The organism is Enterobacter sp. MGH 16 (genome assembly GCF_000493175.1).
In the GTDB taxonomy this organism is placed as follows: Bacteria; Pseudomonadota; Gammaproteobacteria; order Enterobacterales; family Enterobacteriaceae; genus Enterobacter; species Enterobacter roggenkampii.
Genome location: NZ_KI535695.1, coordinates 2,371,648 through 2,386,511, shown reverse-complemented (window position 1 = coordinate 2,386,511; position 14,864 = coordinate 2,371,648). Strand labels below are relative to the sequence as shown.

General features: G+C 56.3%; 13 protein-coding genes and 1 tRNA gene. 7 read left to right on the top strand and 7 right to left on the bottom strand.

Going from position 1 to position 14,864, the window contains the following annotated elements:
• Positions 1-125: 125 nt before the first annotated feature.
• The gene (mgtE, locus tag L362_RS11600) at positions 126-1,562 is read left to right on the top strand and encodes a magnesium transporter (protein ID WP_023344566.1); all 1,437 of its coding nucleotides are present in this window, start codon (positions 126-128) and stop codon (positions 1,560-1,562) included.
• Here mgtE and L362_RS11605 read toward each other — a convergent pair.
• Positions 1,525-2,814: a SulP family inorganic anion transporter gene (locus L362_RS11605; protein ID WP_023344565.1), complete on the bottom strand. Its 1,290-nt coding sequence runs from the start codon at positions 2,812-2,814 to the stop codon at positions 1,525-1,527. The two genes, mgtE and L362_RS11605, sit on opposite strands and share 38 nt — an antisense overlap.
• Before the next feature lie 187 nt (positions 2,815-3,001).
• Between L362_RS11605 and mqo the strand changes: the two genes are divergently transcribed.
• Entirely contained in the window at positions 3,002-4,651 is a 1,650-nt protein-coding gene (mqo, locus tag L362_RS11610; RefSeq protein WP_023344564.1) for a malate dehydrogenase (quinone), read from the top strand.
• A gap of 93 nt (positions 4,652-4,744) precedes the next feature.
• On the opposite strand, the gene eco is transcribed toward mqo, so the two are convergent.
• Positions 4,745-5,248 (bottom strand): serine protease inhibitor ecotin, encoded by a 504-nt coding sequence (eco, locus tag L362_RS11615; RefSeq protein WP_023344563.1) that lies wholly within the window; start codon positions 5,246-5,248, stop codon positions 4,745-4,747.
• Positions 5,249-5,457: 209 nt separating this feature from the next.
• On the opposite strand from eco, the gene L362_RS11620 reads away from it, so the two are divergent.
• The gene (locus tag L362_RS11620) at positions 5,458-5,718 is read left to right on the top strand and encodes a DUF2534 family protein (protein ID WP_008500962.1); all 261 of its coding nucleotides are present in this window, start codon (positions 5,458-5,460) and stop codon (positions 5,716-5,718) included.
• A gap of 124 nt (positions 5,719-5,842) precedes the next feature.
• Positions 5,843-7,030, top strand: coding sequence for an MFS transporter (locus tag L362_RS11625; RefSeq protein ID WP_023344562.1), 1,188 nt, complete (start codon positions 5,843-5,845; stop codon positions 7,028-7,030).
• A gap of 37 nt (positions 7,031-7,067) precedes the next feature.
• Here L362_RS11625 and L362_RS11630 read toward each other — a convergent pair.
• The 3 genes from L362_RS11630 to L362_RS11640 form a co-directional block, all read right to left on the bottom strand.
• Positions 7,068-7,144, bottom strand: a tRNA-Pro gene (locus L362_RS11630).
• 72 nt (positions 7,145-7,216) lie between these two features.
• Positions 7,217-8,977, bottom strand: coding sequence for an LPS biosynthesis-modulating metalloenzyme YejM (gene yejM, locus L362_RS11635; RefSeq protein ID WP_023294051.1), 1,761 nt, complete (start codon positions 8,975-8,977; stop codon positions 7,217-7,219).
• Between the two features lie 19 nt (positions 8,978-8,996).
• A complete protein-coding gene (locus L362_RS11640; protein ID WP_008500958.1) occupies positions 8,997-9,224 on the bottom strand; it encodes a YejL family protein in 228 nt (75 codons plus the stop codon).
• Between the two features lie 134 nt (positions 9,225-9,358).
• Here L362_RS11640 and yejK point away from each other — a divergent pair, with 134 nt between their 5' ends.
• The gene (gene yejK / locus L362_RS11645) at positions 9,359-10,366 is read left to right on the top strand and encodes a nucleoid-associated protein YejK (RefSeq protein ID WP_008500957.1); all 1,008 of its coding nucleotides are present in this window, start codon (positions 9,359-9,361) and stop codon (positions 10,364-10,366) included.
• 50 nt (positions 10,367-10,416) lie between these two features.
• Here the strand turns inward: yejK and rplY are convergent, their stop codons facing one another.
• Together rplY and L362_RS11655 are read right to left on the bottom strand one after the other, a co-directional pair.
• Positions 10,417-10,701 (bottom strand): 50S ribosomal protein L25, encoded by a 285-nt coding sequence (gene rplY / locus L362_RS11650; RefSeq protein ID WP_008500956.1) that lies wholly within the window; start codon positions 10,699-10,701, stop codon positions 10,417-10,419.
• Positions 10,702-10,826: 125 nt separating this feature from the next.
• Positions 10,827-12,587 (bottom strand): DNA repair helicase RadD, encoded by a 1,761-nt coding sequence (locus tag L362_RS11655; RefSeq protein ID WP_023344561.1) that lies wholly within the window; start codon positions 12,585-12,587, stop codon positions 10,827-10,829.
• Between the two features lie 152 nt (positions 12,588-12,739).
• Between L362_RS11655 and rsuA the strand changes: the two genes are divergently transcribed.
• On the top strand, positions 12,740-13,447 hold the full coding sequence (gene rsuA / locus L362_RS11660; protein ID WP_023344560.1) for a 16S rRNA pseudouridine(516) synthase RsuA: 708 nt from the start codon (positions 12,740-12,742) through the stop codon (positions 13,445-13,447).
• A gap of 15 nt (positions 13,448-13,462) precedes the next feature.
• Positions 13,463-14,659 (top strand): Bcr/CflA family multidrug efflux MFS transporter, encoded by a 1,197-nt coding sequence (locus L362_RS11665; protein ID WP_008500953.1) that lies wholly within the window; start codon positions 13,463-13,465, stop codon positions 14,657-14,659.
• Positions 14,660-14,864: the final 205 nt, after the last annotated feature.

Sequence of the window (14,864 nt, the reverse complement as noted above, 5' to 3'; positions counted from 1 at the left end):
GCGCCGCCGGGCACAATGATTTGCACGATATGCCGCTTTTTTCTCCATCCCGGCCCGTTGTTTATTCTTATTTACTTATCCTCGCGCTATGCTTAATACCAACTTATTTCATGGATTTATGATTGATGTCGGTATTAAAGAAAAACAGCGCCAGACAGCGTGACCAGGAACGTGCGCGACTGATCTGGATTCTCACGACCGATAAAGCGGTCACGTCTACGCTATTAGGCAAACTGACCCTGGCTGAGCAATATGATGTCGGCACGTTAGCCGACGATATTGCTGAGGTAGGTGCGCTGGTTGCTCACTTACCCCCGCCGGATCTGGCGGACACCCTTGAAGCGCTTCCCTCGGAAGAGCGTCATGCCCTGTGGCGGCTGGTGCAGGATCACGAGCGCGGACAGGTGCTGCTTGAGGCCTCGGAAAACGTCTGGGACGACCTGATCGACGAGATGAGCGACCGGGATATTCTCGACGCTCTGCAAACCCTGGATATCGACGAACAGATTTACCTGGTTCAACACCTGCCGCGAAACCTGACCGGCCGCCTGCTGGCGTCACTGCCTGCCGATGAACGCGCGCGCGTGCGCCAGGTGATGCATTACGAGAAAAACAGCGTCGGCGCGATTATGGAGTTCGGCGTTATCACGGTGCGCCCGGACGTGACGCTCGGCACCGTGCAGCGCTATTTGCGCCGCCTGGGCAAAATGCCGGATAACACCGATAAGCTGTTTGTCACCTCCCGGGATAAAACCCTCCTCGGCGAACTGGAGCTGAAAACCATCCTGCTCAACAGCACCCAGCGGAAGGTGAGCGAGGTGATGGAAAACGAGCCGATGGTCTTCTCCCCGGAGGACGATGCGGAAAAAGCGGCGCGTACCTTCGAACGTGATGACCTCGTGAGTGCCGCCGTCGTGGACTCCGTCGGCAAACTGATGGGGCGTCTGACCATCGACGAGATCGTTGACGTCGTTTATGAAGAAACCGATAACGACCTGCGTGCGCTGGGGGGGATCAGCGCGGAAGATGACGTCCATGCTTCCGTCGGCAAGGCGGTGAAAACGCGCTGGGCGTGGCTGGCCATTAACCTGTGTACCGCGTTTATCGCCTCCCGCGTGATTGACGGCTTTGAACACACCATTTCGCAGCTGGTGGCGCTGGCCTCGCTGATGCCGATTGTGGCCGGGATTGGCGGCAATACCGGCAATCAGACTATCACGATGATTGTTCGCGCGCTGGCGCTGGAGAATATTCAGCCCGGCAACTTCGCCTTTCTGATCTTCAGAGAGATGGGCGTGGCGCTGATCAACGGCCTGGTGTGGGGCGGCATTATGGGCGGCATCACCTGGTGGCTGTATGACGATATGGCGTTAGGCGGCGTGATGATGCTGGCGATGGTGCTGAATCTGCTCGTGGCATCGATGATGGGCGTCATTATCCCGTTGACCATGACCAAACTGGGGCGCGACCCCGCGGTGGGGTCGAGCGTGATGATCACCGCCATCACCGATACCGGCGGTTTCTTTATTTTTCTTGGGCTGGCGACGATTTTTCTGCTTTAAGCCGACGCTTAATGCGGGCGGGAAGCAGCACCATGACGATAATCCCGCCCAGCACGCCAATCGCCAGATTGCCGGTTGATACCGTGGCGGCAACGGTCACCAGCATGACGACCGTTTCTGCAATCGGGGCCGTTTTCAGCGTGGCCGGCTGAAGGCTGTGCCAGCTGAAGGTTTTAACGGCGACGATCGCCATAATGCCCGCCAGCACCGCCATCGGGATGTTGGCCATCACGTCGCTGAGCGCCGTCACCAGGATCAGCAGCACGATGCCCGCAGCGAAGGTTGAAATTCGGCTTCGGCCTTTCCCCATCTCCACGTTAACGATGGTTTGTCCGATCATCGCGCAGCCCGCAATCCCACCGTAAAATCCGGCCAGAATATTGCCGACGCCTAATCCAATGCTTTCGCGGCGTTTACTTGACGGCGTCGCGGTCAGCTCATCCACCAGCTTTGCGGTCAGCAGGGATTCCAGCAGGCCGACAAACGCGATGCTCAACGCGCACGGCCAGATTATGCTCAGCGTCTGTAGATTGAGTGGGACCAGAAGTTCGCCAAGACCCGGCAAGCCGCCGCTCATGGCGCCTTCATCGCCCACGGTCGGCAGGCTTTGCCCGGTTGAAACGGTAATCAAGGTTAACAGCACAATCGCAATCAGCGGGGAAGGGATGCCTTTGATATAGCGCGGCACCCACAGCACGATCAGCACCGTCAGCACGAACAGGCCCACAATCAGCGGGCTTCGGCTCCAGAAATGCGGAACCTGCGCAAAGAAAATCAATATCCCGAGGGCGTTAACAAACCCGGTCATGACCGACTGGGGAATAAAGCGCATCAGCCTTGCCATGCCCAGCACGCCAAACAGAATCTGAATTACGCCAGCCATGAGCACGGCGGGAAGAATGTACTGTACGCCGTGCTGATGCACCATGGGCCCAATAACCAGCGCCACGGAACCGGCCGCGGCCGTGACCATCGCCGGGCGACCACCCAGTACAGACAGGGCAAGACAGAGCACAACGGAAGCGATCAGGCTGACCTTCGGGTCAACGCCCGCCACAACGGAAAATGAGATGACCTCGGGGATCAGCGCCAGGGCGGTAATCACGCCAGCTAGCGTTTCACGCGTCAGCTGTTTAGGGGAACGCAGCACGCTGGCGACACGGTTTTCGGGAGAGACAGCAGAATGGGGTAGGGACATAACGTTTCGCTGGTTAGGGCAGGCTTCCGTGCGCGCGATCACAAAACGCAACATACTAGCCAGTTAAACCGCGCTTTACCAGACGCTTCGATAATTCCTCACAAACAATCCATCATTAAATTTCACAATTACAATAATTTCGTAACCTTTAAACAATATTTAAAAGTTGTTACCGTGCCCCCGCAGCTTGTTTCACCTGCAATTTCCACGCATCAAGCACTTTTACACGAAGGCATAAATTATGAAAAAAATGACTGCCATGCTCTTTTCTCTGGCCGTGGGGCTTAACACCGTCTCCATGGCGGCGAAAGCTGACGCACCAAAAGAGCAGGAAACGGACGTCCTTTTAATCGGTGGCGGTATCATGAGCGCCACGCTGGGAACCTATCTGCAAGAACTGCAGCCGGACTGGTCAATGACCATGGTCGAGCGCCTTGATGGCGTGGCGCAGGAGAGTTCGAACGGCTGGAACAACGCCGGTACCGGCCATTCGGCACTCATGGAACTGAACTATACGCCGCAGAAAAAGGACGGTTCCATTAGTATCGAGAAGGCGGTAGAGATCAACGAGGCGTTCCAGGTATCTCGCCAGTTCTGGTCTCACCAGGTCAACAGCGGCGTATTGCACGACCCGCACTCTTTCATCAACACCGTACCGCACATGAGCTTTGTGTGGGGCGAGCAGAACGTCAACTTCCTGCGCGCGCGCTACGCCGCACTGCAGCAGAGCACGCTGTTCCGCGGGATGAAATACTCTGAAGACCACGCGCAGATTAAAGAGTGGGCTCCGCTGGTCATGGAAGGTCGTGACCCGAACCAGAAAGTGGCGGCGACCCGCACCGAAATTGGTACCGACGTCAACTACGGTGAAATTACCCGTCAGCTGGTGACGTCTCTGAAGAAAAAAGAGAACTTCAACCTGCAGCTCAGCACCGAAGTGCGCGGTTTCAAGCGCAACGCGGATAACAGCTGGAGCGTGACCGTTGCCGATCTGAAAAACAACGAAGCCGAGCACGTCATCAAGGCGAAGTTTGTCTTTATCGGTGCGGGCGGTGCCGCGCTGAAACTGCTGCAGGAGTCCGGTATTCCGGAAGCGGATGACTACGCGGGCTTCCCGGTGGGCGGTCAGTTCCTGGTGTCCGATAACCCGGAAGTGGTGAATCGTCATCTGGCAAAAGTGTACGGTCAGGCTTCCGTGGGCGCGCCGCCAATGTCTGTTCCGCACATTGACACCCGTATGCTTGACGGCAAACGCGTGGTGCTGTTTGGCCCGTTCGCGACCTTCTCCACTAAATTCCTGAAAAACGGCTCCCTGTGGGATCTGCTCAGCGCAACCACCACCTCTAACGTCAAGCCGATGATGGACGTGGGGCTGGATAACTTCGATCTGGTGAAATACCTGATTAGCCAGGTAATGCTCTCTGACGACGACCGTTTCGAAGCGCTGAAAGAGTACTATCCGCAGGCGAAGAAAGAAGACTGGCGTCTGTGGCAGGCGGGTCAGCGCGTGCAAATCATCAAGCGCGATCCGAAAGAGGGTGGCGTGCTGCGTCTGGGCACCGAAGTGGTGAGCGATAAGGACGGCACCATCGCCGCGCTGCTGGGGGCGTCACCGGGTGCGTCTACCGCTGCGCCAATCATGCTGCACCTCATGGAAAAAGTGTTTAAAGACAAAGTCGCCAGTCCGGAATGGCAGGCGAAGCTGAAGACCATTATTCCATCCTACGGCACGAAGCTGAACGGTAACGTGAGCGCGACGGAGCAGGAGCTGGAATACACCAGCCGCGTACTGCAGCTGCAGTACATCAAACCGCAGGCTGCGGATGCTGCGCCAAAAGCGGAGCTGAAGCCTCAGCCGGAAAACAAACCGGTTGCGGATATCGCGCTGTAAGGTAAAAAAGCCGGGTGGCGCTGACGCCTACCCGGCCTATGTTCGGTGTTGTTTTGTAGGTCGGGTAAGGCGAAGCCGCCACCCGACTTAATTTCAACGTACGACAGCCTGCTCAATCTTCTCTTCAGCCTTCCACACGCGATATTTCACTTCCACATTTTCAGGCGTATAGACCACGATCGGCAACTTGCTGTTGTAGCGCAGCAGGCTGTTGTCGCCCAGATAGGCGGTCACAAATTTCTTCTCTTTCTTGCCATCCGGGCAGGCCATCATGGTGGAGACCGGCGAGGTGACTTTATCAAAGACGTAGTAGTCGTAACCCCAGCCTTCCAGCGTTTTGCTTTCCAGCTGACCACCCAGACGATGCTGGTTGCAGTTCACTTCCAGCGTCTTGCCAATTAACAGCTCCACTTTGTAGTTCGCTTCATCCTGCTGAACCGGAAGCTGAATCACCTGACGCGTCATCCCTTTATCCGCTTTCGGATACGGGGCGACTTTTTCCAGCGGCTGCTCTTTAGGTGTTTCGCTGGCGAAAGCGCTGGTGCTGACGCACGCGGCGGCGATGAGTGCGATGGCAAATTTAGGTGCGTTTTTCATTGTCATTCCTTTATGTCAAAACGATCTTGCACAGGTTAACATAGCGACCGTGAATGATTGGTGTTATTTACTTACATTTTCAATATATACAGCGTAATAAACCAGATATTTGTTATTTATGCAGGGGTTTGTACTGGCGTGGAGTCTGACAGGCGTTTGTGTTATTTTAGACGCTATATAATGTTATTCATCTGTAAAAGGGAAGAGAGATGGTTCGTGCAAAACTGAAAACGCCTGAAGGCCGCAAGTTCCTCCTGGCGCTGCTGGTCGTGTTTATGATTGCTGCCGCGTGCGTGGGGCGTGCCACGATTGTTGGCGTCATCGAACAGTACAACATTCCTCTCTCTGCCTGGACAACCAGCATGTACGTCCTGCAGTCGGCGATGATCTTTGTCTACAGTCTGGTATTCACCGTTCTGCTGGCTATACCGCTGGGTATTTTTTTCCTGGGCGGACGTGAGAAGCACTAAGCACCGATTTGCGATAACTGAGCCATCCTGCGGGGTGGCTTTTTTTATGCCTGATAATTTTTATTCGCCTTTCCAGGATATTCTTTTGAGAGCACCTTTGTTTACAGAAAGCAGGAGAGGCTTAATGCAATCCCGGTTTGCCACGCTCCGCCAGATCCCAAAAGGTGTCTGGGTGGTCGGTGGAGTAAGTATGTTGATGGATATCTCGTCGGAGATCATTCACAGCCTGCTGCCATTGTTTATGGTCACGACGCTGGGCGCCAGCGTCATTTTCATTGGTTTGATTGAAGGCCTGGCTGAGGCCACTGCGCTGTTTATCAAGGTGTTTTCCGGCGCCATCAGTGACTATCTGGGCAAGCGTAAAGGGCTGGCGGTTCTGGGCTACGGTCTTGGCGCGTTGAGTAAACCGTTGTTCGCTATCGCCTCTTCTTCCGGCATGATTCTGGAGGCACGCTTAATCGACCGGGTCGGGAAGGGGATCCGGGGAGCGCCGCGCGATGCGCTGGTTGCTGACGTTACGCCGCCGGAACTTCGCGGCGCGGCCTTTGGGCTGCGTCAGTCCATGGACACCATCGGCGCATTTCTCGGGCCGCTGCTGGCCGTAGGATTGATGCTGCTGTGGAACGATGATTTCCGCACGATTTTCTGGATCGCGGTGATACCCGGCGTGCTCGCCGTGGCGCTGCTTTTCTTCGGCCTGAATGAGCCGAAAACGCCCGTCGAACATAAACGCACGAACCCCATCAAAAAAGAGAACCTCAGGCGTCTCGGGAAAGGCTGCTGGTGGGTGATTGGTCTGGGGGCCATCTTCACGCTCGCACGCTTCAGTGAAGCCTTTCTTGTCCTGCGCGCACAGCAGTCGGGGGTGCCGCTGGCGCTGATCCCGCTGGTGATGGTGGCCATGAATCTGCTCTATTTCCTCTCTGCCTATCCGTTTGGCAAGTTATCGGACCGGATGAGCCACACCCGGCTACTGCAGTGGGGTCTGGTGATGCTGATTGGAGCAGATATTGTGCTGGCGCTGAGCACCCACAGGGCTGGAATGCTTCTGGGCGTTGCGCTTTGGGGAGTGCATATGGGGATGACGCAGGGGCTGCTGGCGGCAATGATCGCAAAAACGGCGCCTGCGGATCTGCGCGGTACCGCCTACGGCATTTTTAGTCTGGTCAGCGGCGTGGGATTGTTAGTCGCCAGCCTGGGCGCCGGGGCCATCTGGGAAACGTTTGGGGCGGAATATACGTTTTATGCCGGGGCGGTGATTTGTCTGGTAACGCTTGTATACCTGCGCAAAACGCCGGACGAGGCGAAATAAAAAACCAGCCATAAGAGGCTGGTTTTCAATGTGTTTTTGGTCGGCACGAGAGGATTTGAACCTCCGACCCCCGACACCCCATGACGGTGCGCTACCAGGCTGCGCTACGTGCCGACGCATAGAAAGAATACTACTCGATTCCGTTTTGAATGCAAGGAAATCCGTCGCTAACTGGTTTATTATTAATCAGTTAGCGACAAAACGCTTCTCATCCGTCAGGACCTGCAGCAGCAGGCTCAGCTGCGGTTTCTGGTCTTTCAGCCGCTCACCCTGCAGGTTATACGTCTGATAATTCCCGTTGCTGTTCAGCACCAGCGTCAGCTTCGGCGTGGTCACCACCAGCGTATTATTCCCTGCTGCCGTAACCCAGTTATGGCGGCGCGCGGCGCTGAAGAGATCCTGGCCCTGCGAATACTCGTTTGCTGGCGTGCTGACGTGCAGCAGGCGTTGCATCAGGGTGGTCATCACATCTTTATGCTCGGTAAGCATAGTGATGCGCTGCGCCGGGGTGCCCGGCCAGTGGATGACCAGCGGAACCTGCAGGTTAGGGCGTGACCAGCTCATGCTCTTCGTCTCGTCACCTAACGGGACGCCATGGCCTGCCGTCACGATCACCACGGTGTTGTCCAGCTTGCCGGACTCACGTAGCGCGTCAAGCACGCGGGCAATCTGCGCATCAACATCACCCGCCGCGCGGCCGTAGCGGCGCGCGAAATCACTCTTATTGCTGTTAGCAAGCGTTGTGCCGTTAAAGGCAACCCATGAGAACCAGCGGTTATCTTCCTGGGCATAGCGCTGCAGCCAGTTTATCCATTGGCTGGCGGTCTGCGCATCGGACTGATTCTGTGCCGCCGGCAGTGAAAAATCAGACAGCAGCGCCTGGCGGTAGAGCGGGCTGTTAAAGCCATCGGATGAGAACAACCCTAACTGATAACCCTGCTGATTCAGCCCGGTGATCAGCGCCGCAGGCGTGCGGGTAGAGAGTACGCCGTCCATGTATCCGGCTGAAATGCCATAGAAGAGGCCAAAGATGCCCGCGTCGGTTGTGTTACCGGAGCTCATGTGCTGAGTAAACGTGACGTTTTGACTCGCGAAATTGGCCAGGGCTGGCATCTGCTTCTCATAACGGGAATAGTTCAGGCCGTCGACGGTGATGAGCAGGACGTTTTGCCCGCGGCCCATATCGCGATAGCGCAGGTCGCTCAGAGGATACTGCACGCTGACGGCTTCCGGGTTACCCTGCTCGATAAGACGGCGCTGGTACTCCTGCGCATCAAGCAGGCCATGTTTCTCGAGGAAGCGACGGGCCGTCATCGGGTACGAGAGCGGCAGGTTCGCGCGCTGCATAGTAATAGGACGATAGAAGTTCGCATCCGCCCAGATATACATGATGTGCGAACTGATAAAGGAGACGAAGAAGAGCGCGGCGACGGGCTTCGCGTAATGGCGTCGGCGGGTCAGGCTACGCAGTTTTTGCCAGCTCCAGGTGGCAAACAGCATCTCAATCAACAGGATCACCGGGACGCTGATAAACATCAGCTGCCAGTCGCGGGCCGTTTCGTTCTGGTCGGGGTTAATCACCAGCTCCCAGACGATGGGGTTGAGATGCAGGTGGAAGCGGGTGAACACTTCACTGTCGATAAGCAGCAGCGTCATCCCCACCGTCGCAAGGATGGCGGACAAGAATCGCATCAGACGCTGCGACATGACGATAAACGTCAGGGGGAACAGGATCAGCAGATAGGTGGCGAAAACCAAAAAGCTAAAGTGACCGACAACGCTTATCCAGGAGTAGATACGCCCGGTGAGCGTTGTTGGCCAGTCTGCGACAAACAGATAACGACAGCCAATGACCGTCGCCAGCAGAATGTTGAACAGGGCAAACCAGTGCCCCCAGCTGACCATCTGGGAGACTTTTTCACGGTAGCGCTGACGATTCGTCACCATAAACTGTTGTTCGTATCCCTTAATGGGCCGGGTCGTTGCTGACGGACGACTGTAAAGCCTGGGCGAAAGATTTTGCGATCGCCTGACGTTGAGCCGGAGCAACGCTGGTGTTAATCAGGTTGGTGACCATATTTCCCAAAACCATCAGGGAGAGATCGGTCGGCGTTTTATGTTTTTCCAGTACGTTGACCAGCTCACTGAGCAGTTGTTCAACGTGTTCATCACTGTAGCGGGAATGTTGTGGCATAAATCAAAATCAGTTTGTTGATGAAAGGGCAACATATTACCGTAGCAACAGCTTTTTTTCCCCTTTTTTATCTGTTGTTGCACACATGTCCTGGTGGTGGTTGAATACCGCCCGGTCTAAAAGGAGAGTTTATCATGAGTCTGGAAATCAACCAGATTGCCCTGCACCAGCTTATCAAGCGCGATGAGCAAACCCTTGAAGTGGTGCTACGCGATTCGTTACTGGAACCTACGGCGACCGTTGTGGAGATGATGGCAGAGCTGCATCGCGTCTACAGCGCCAAAAATAAAGCCTATGGGCTGTTCAGCGAAGAGAGTGAACTGGCCGATAGCCTGCGCCTGCAGCGCCAGGGTGAAGAGGATTTCCTGGCGTTTAGCCGTGCGGCAACCGGGCGTCTGCGCGACGAGCTGGCGAAATACCCGTTCGCCGACGGCGGGATCGTGCTGTTCTGCCACTACCGCTATCTGGCGGTCGAGTACCTGCTGGTTACCGTGCTGAATAACTTAAGCAGCATGCGCGTGAACGAGCAGCTGGATATCAGCTCGACGCATTATCTGGATATCAACCATGCGGATATCGTGGCGCGTATTGATTTGACCGAGTGGGAAACCAACCCGGAGTCGACCCGCTACCTGACTTTCCTGAAGGGACGCGTGGGCCGCAAAGTGGCGGATTTCTTTATGGATTTCCTCGGTGCCAGTGAAGGGCTTAACGCCAAAGCGCAGAACAAAGGGCTGCTCCAGGCGGTTGACGATTTCACAGCCGAAGCGCAGCTTGATAAATCTGAGCGCCAGACGGTGCGCCAGCAGGTTTACAGCTACTGCAACGAACAGCTGCAGGCGGGGGAAGAGATTGAGCTGGAGTCGCTGTCAAAAGAGCTGGCGGGCGTCAGCGAAGTCAGCTTCCAGGAATTTACCGCAGAGAAGGGCTATGAGCTTGAAGAGAGCTTCCCGGCGGATCGCAGCACGCTGCGTCAGTTAACCAAGTTTGCCGGCAGCGGCGGCGGGTTAACCATCAACTTTGATGCGATGCTGCTGGGGGAACGTATCTTCTGGGATCCGGCCACCGATACGCTGACCATTAAGGGGACGCCGCCGAATCTGCGCGATCAGCTTCAGCGCCGCACCTCGGGCGGTAAATAGCAGGCACAAAAAACCCCGCAGAAGCGGGGTTTTTTTCGACAGGTTTGCGATTACGCGCGAACGAAGTCGATGTGAGTCAGTTTTGGCTTGAACGCGTGACGCTGAACAGCCTGAACTTTCACTTTTTCTTCTTTACCGCCAACAACGATGGTCAGAACTTCGCTGTAGAATTCAGCTTTGGTCTGCAGGTTCCACAGTTTGTCGTGATCCAGTTCGATTGCAACTGGAGCAGCTTCGCCACCGTAAACGATAGCCGGGAACTTGTTAGCGGTACGCAGGCGGCGGCTCGCACCCTTACCCTGCACGTTACGTACTTCTGCTTCGATAGTGAACATTGATTTCTCTCTGTATTTAAAACCCTACTACAGGCGACCCAGCAGCAGGTGAGTGTTCTGCCTCACGGATGTGAAGCGGGCGGCATTTTATACTCAAATGCCCCTCACATCAATGAAAAGTCCCGCTACCCGCGCAATTCGTTGGCGCGACGGAAGCGACCTTCGTAGTCAAAGAGCTTCTCGCGCACCTGCCAGTACTGGCCTTTCTTACGGGCGACGACAAAATCCGGATGGCGCAATAGCACCTGCTGGCGCACGATATCGGCCACGGTGATCCAGCGCAGGGGCACGCCCGGGGTGCGGGTGTGCGGGCGAATAAACAGCTGTTCTAAGGCCGTTCGCTGGGCAGGCGTCTGGACCCGGAAGCGCTCGCTGACGTCCGCCCCGTCCTCGTCGTAATAGGTGATTTTCAGCCATTCGCCTTTTTCATCCGCGCCGGGCTGCAGCGCCATGCCGGAACAGCGCAGCACCAGCGCATCTTTCAGCTTTAGCGCCGCTTTCAGCATGTCGTCCGGGTCAACCAGCACCGTGTCGCACTCCCGACAGCGGCGAGCGGCTATGTCATTTTCGGTGTTGCACTGCGGGCAGTTTTTGAAGCGGAAACGAAAATCGCACTGCTCGCGATGCCCTTCATCATCTTCAAACCAGCCCTGACAGCGGCGGCCAAAATGTTCAATCAGCGTACCGTCGGCGGTGGTTTTGCCCCAGAAGGTGTTGGCAAACCCGCAGGCAGGGCAAAAGACCTGCACGGGCACGTTGTCGCTTTTTCCTTTTGGCGCGCCGACCTCAGGCGTATAGAGATCGTGCGGGTTACCGGCATAATCCAGGATCAGACAGTCGGTTTTCCCCGGCGCCAGACGCAGGCCGCGGCCAACAATTTGCTGATACAGACTGACGGATTCGGTCGGGCGCAAAATAGCGATCAGGTCGACGTGCGGGGCGTCAAAGCCGGTGGTCAATACCGACACGTTAACCAGATAGCGGAACTGCTGGGCTTTAAAGGCCTCAATCAGGCGGTCGCGCTCGGGGCCGGGCGTCTCGCCGGTGATGAGCGCCGCGTCGCCGGAGGGCAGTAACCCGGTGATTTCGCGCGCGTGCTCAACGGTGGCGGCAAAGATCATCACCCCTTTGCGCGTCGCGGCGAACTCCTCAATCTGGCTGATGATATGCGGCGTAATGCGCTTTTGCTTTTTCAGCTCCTGGTTAAGATCCGCTTCGCTGAATAACCCGTTGCTCTGCGCCTGCAGGCGGCTGAAATCATACTGCACCACCGGCATATCCAGCCGTTCAGGTGGCGTCAGGTAGCCATGTTTAATCATGTAGCGCAGCGGAAGCTCGTAGATGCAGTCGCTAAACAGGGCCTTGTCATCGCCGCGCACCATGCCGTGATAATGGTAACGATAGATCCAGCCTTTACCCAGACGAAACGGGGTCGCCGTCAGGCCCAGCAGGCGCAGGTGAGGGTTCACGTCTTTCAGGTGCGTCAGGATTTGCTGATACTGGCTGTCGTCGTCATCGCTGATGCGGTGACACTCGTCGACAATCAGCAGCGAAAATTCGCTGCGAAACAGATCCAGATTGCGGGCCACCGACTGCACGCTGCCAAACACCACCTTGCCGTGGCTCTCTTTACGCTTTAGACCGGCGGCGAAAATGTCGGCTTCCAGTCCAAGTGCACAATACTTGGCATGGTTTTGCGCGACGAGCTCTTTAACGTGCGCCAGCACCAGCACGCGGCCGCGGGCCAGACGCGCCAGCTCGGCAATGACCAGGCTTTTGCCTGCACCGGTCGGGAGCACAATCGCCGCCGGCTCGCGATGTTTACGGAACCAGGCGAGGGTGGCGTCAACGGCTTCCTGCTGATAGGGACGAAGTGTAAAAGTCATGGGGTCTCGGTTTCGTTATTCCGCACATAGTATGCCACGAAACTTTTTCCCTTGAGTGGCGCAACCAGACCATTATACTGAACCGTTCCAGACTGCTTCTATTTTCGGACCTGTTGTCCGACTTCCTGCACCATTAAGGCTAAAAAGATTTCATGCGACTTGATAAGTTTATCGCTCAGCAACTCGGCGTAAGCCGCGCTATTGCCGGGCGCGAAATTCGCGCCAGCCGCGTTACCGTGGATGGCGACATTGTGAGAGACAGCGCGTTCAAACTGCAACCTGACCATCAGGTGGAGTATGACGGCAATCCGCTGACCCAGCAGCACGGTCCTCGCTACTTCATGCTCAATAAGCCGGAAGGCTACGTCTGCTCAACGGACGATCCGGATCACCCGACGGTGCTCTATTTCCTCGACGAACCGGTGGCGCACAAGCTGCATGCCGCAGGCCGCCTCGATATCGACACCACCGGTCTGGTGCTGATGACCGACGACGGTCAGTGGTCGCACCGCATCACCTCTCCACGCCACCACTGCGAGAAAACCTATCTCGTGACGCTGGAGTCACCGGTGTCGGATGACACGGCTGAGCACTTCGCGAAAGGCGTGCAGCTGCATAATGAAAAAGATCTGACTAAGCCGGCGGTGCTTGAAGTCATCACCCCGACGGAGGTCCGTCTGACCATCAGCGAAGGGCGCTACCATCAGGTGAAACGTATGTTTGCCGCGGTGGGGAACCACGTTGTTGGCCTGCATCGCGAACGGATTGGTGCGATTGAACTCGATCCCGACCTTGCGCTAGGCGAATACCGTCCGTTAACGGAAGAAGAGATCGCCAGCGTCGGTCTGCCTTCGCACTAATTTCAGGAGAACACTGTGACCACCAGGCCACACTCGTCGTTCAAAATCGTCTTCATTCTTGGCCTGCTGGCCATGCTGATGCCGCTGTCTATTGATATGTACCTGCCCGCGCTGCCGGTCATTTCCGCGCAGTTTGGCGTCCCGGCGGGCAGCGCGCAGATGACGCTCAGCACCTATATTCTCGGCTTTGCCCTTGGCCAGCTGTTTTATGGCCCGATGGCGGACAGCCTTGGACGCAAGCCCGTCATTCTGGGCGGGACGCTGGTCTTTGCGGCCGCAGCGGTTGCCTGTGCGCTGGCCCAGACCATCGATCATTTGATCATCATGCGTTTCTTCCACGGTCTGGCGGCGGCAGCGGCAAGCGTGGTGATTAATGCCCTGATGCGCGATATCTACCCGAAGGAAGAGTTCTCCCGCATGATGTCGTTCGTGATGCTGGTGACGACGATTGCGCCGCTGGTGGCGCCAATGGCGGGTGGTGCGGTGCTGGTGTGGTTCAGCTGGCATGTGATTTTCTGGATCCTGGCCCTGGCCGCGCTGCTGGCCTCCGCGATGATCTTCTTCTTTATAGATGAAACGCTTCCCGTCGAGCGCCGCCAGAAGTTTCACATCCGTACCACCATCGGCAACTTTGCCTCGCTGTTTCGCCACAAGCGCGTGCTCAGCTATATGCTGGCAAGCGGGTTCAGCTTCGCCGGAATGTTCTCCTTCCTGAGCGCCGGGCCGTTTGTCTACATCGAGCTTAACCACGTGTCGCCGCAGCACTTCGGCTATTACTTTGCGCTTAACATCGTCTTCCTGTTCATCATGACCATCATCAACAGCCGCTTTGTCCGGCGGGTGGGGGCGCTGAACATGTTTCGCGCGGGGCTGTGGATCCAGTTTGTGATGGCGATCTGGCTGGTGGTGAGCGCGTTTCTGGGCGTGGGCTTCTGGGCGCTGGTGGTCGGCGTAGCGGCCTTTGTCGGCTGTGTGTCGATGGTGTCGTCCAATGCGATGGCGGTGATTCTGGATGAGTTCCCGCACATGGCGGGGACCGCCTCTTCCCTGGCGGGGACGTTCCGCTTCGGCATCGGCGCTATCGTTGGCGCGTTGCTTTCTATGGCCACCTTTACGACGGCATGGCCCATGCTGTGGGCCATGGCTTTTTGCGCAACCAGCTCGATACTCTTCTATCTTTACGCCAGTCGACCGCGAAAAGCGGCCCACTAAAACACAGAGAAGGCCCGGCAGGGCCTTTTTTGTTGATGCATATCAACCAAACCCCCGTTCGTTTATGCCGTGTTTGTTTATTTTATGTAAAATCTATTTGTGTAAAAAGTCACATCATTGTATTCAAAAAGGTTGAGTTAGATCGCAGAAACGGGTACATATAGCGCCGACGCGAGCCTGAATACCGATAAAAAAGTGCTGAATA

Bases quoted from the DNA above. Each gene is read 5' to 3' on its own strand.
- L362_RS11605 (WP_023344565.1), bottom strand. From the start codon at position 2,814: ATGTTGCGTTTTGTGATCGCGCGCACGGAAGCCTGCCCTAACCAGCGA.
- mgtE (WP_023344566.1), top strand. From the start codon at position 126: ATGTCGGTATTAAAGAAAAACAGCGCCAGACAGCGTGACCAGGAACGT.
- yejK (WP_008500957.1), top strand. From the start codon at position 9,359: ATGAGTCTGGAAATCAACCAGATTGCCCTGCACCAGCTTATCAAGCGC.
- L362_RS11655 (WP_023344561.1), bottom strand. From the start codon at position 12,587: ATGACTTTTACACTTCGTCCCTATCAGCAGGAAGCCGTTGACGCCACC.
- rplY (WP_008500956.1), bottom strand. From the start codon at position 10,701: ATGTTCACTATCGAAGCAGAAGTACGTAACGTGCAGGGTAAGGGTGCG.
- L362_RS11625 (WP_023344562.1), top strand. From the start codon at position 5,843: ATGCAATCCCGGTTTGCCACGCTCCGCCAGATCCCAAAAGGTGTCTGG.
- rsuA (WP_023344560.1), top strand. From the start codon at position 12,740: ATGCGACTTGATAAGTTTATCGCTCAGCAACTCGGCGTAAGCCGCGCT.
- yejM (WP_023294051.1), bottom strand. From the start codon at position 8,977: ATGGTGACGAATCGTCAGCGCTACCGTGAAAAAGTCTCCCAGATGGTC.
- eco (WP_023344563.1), bottom strand. From the start codon at position 5,248: ATGAAAAACGCACCTAAATTTGCCATCGCACTCATCGCCGCCGCGTGC.
- mqo (WP_023344564.1), top strand. From the start codon at position 3,002: ATGAAAAAAATGACTGCCATGCTCTTTTCTCTGGCCGTGGGGCTTAAC.
- L362_RS11640 (WP_008500958.1), bottom strand. From the start codon at position 9,224: ATGCCACAACATTCCCGCTACAGTGATGAACACGTTGAACAACTGCTC.
- L362_RS11620 (WP_008500962.1), top strand. From the start codon at position 5,458: ATGGTTCGTGCAAAACTGAAAACGCCTGAAGGCCGCAAGTTCCTCCTG.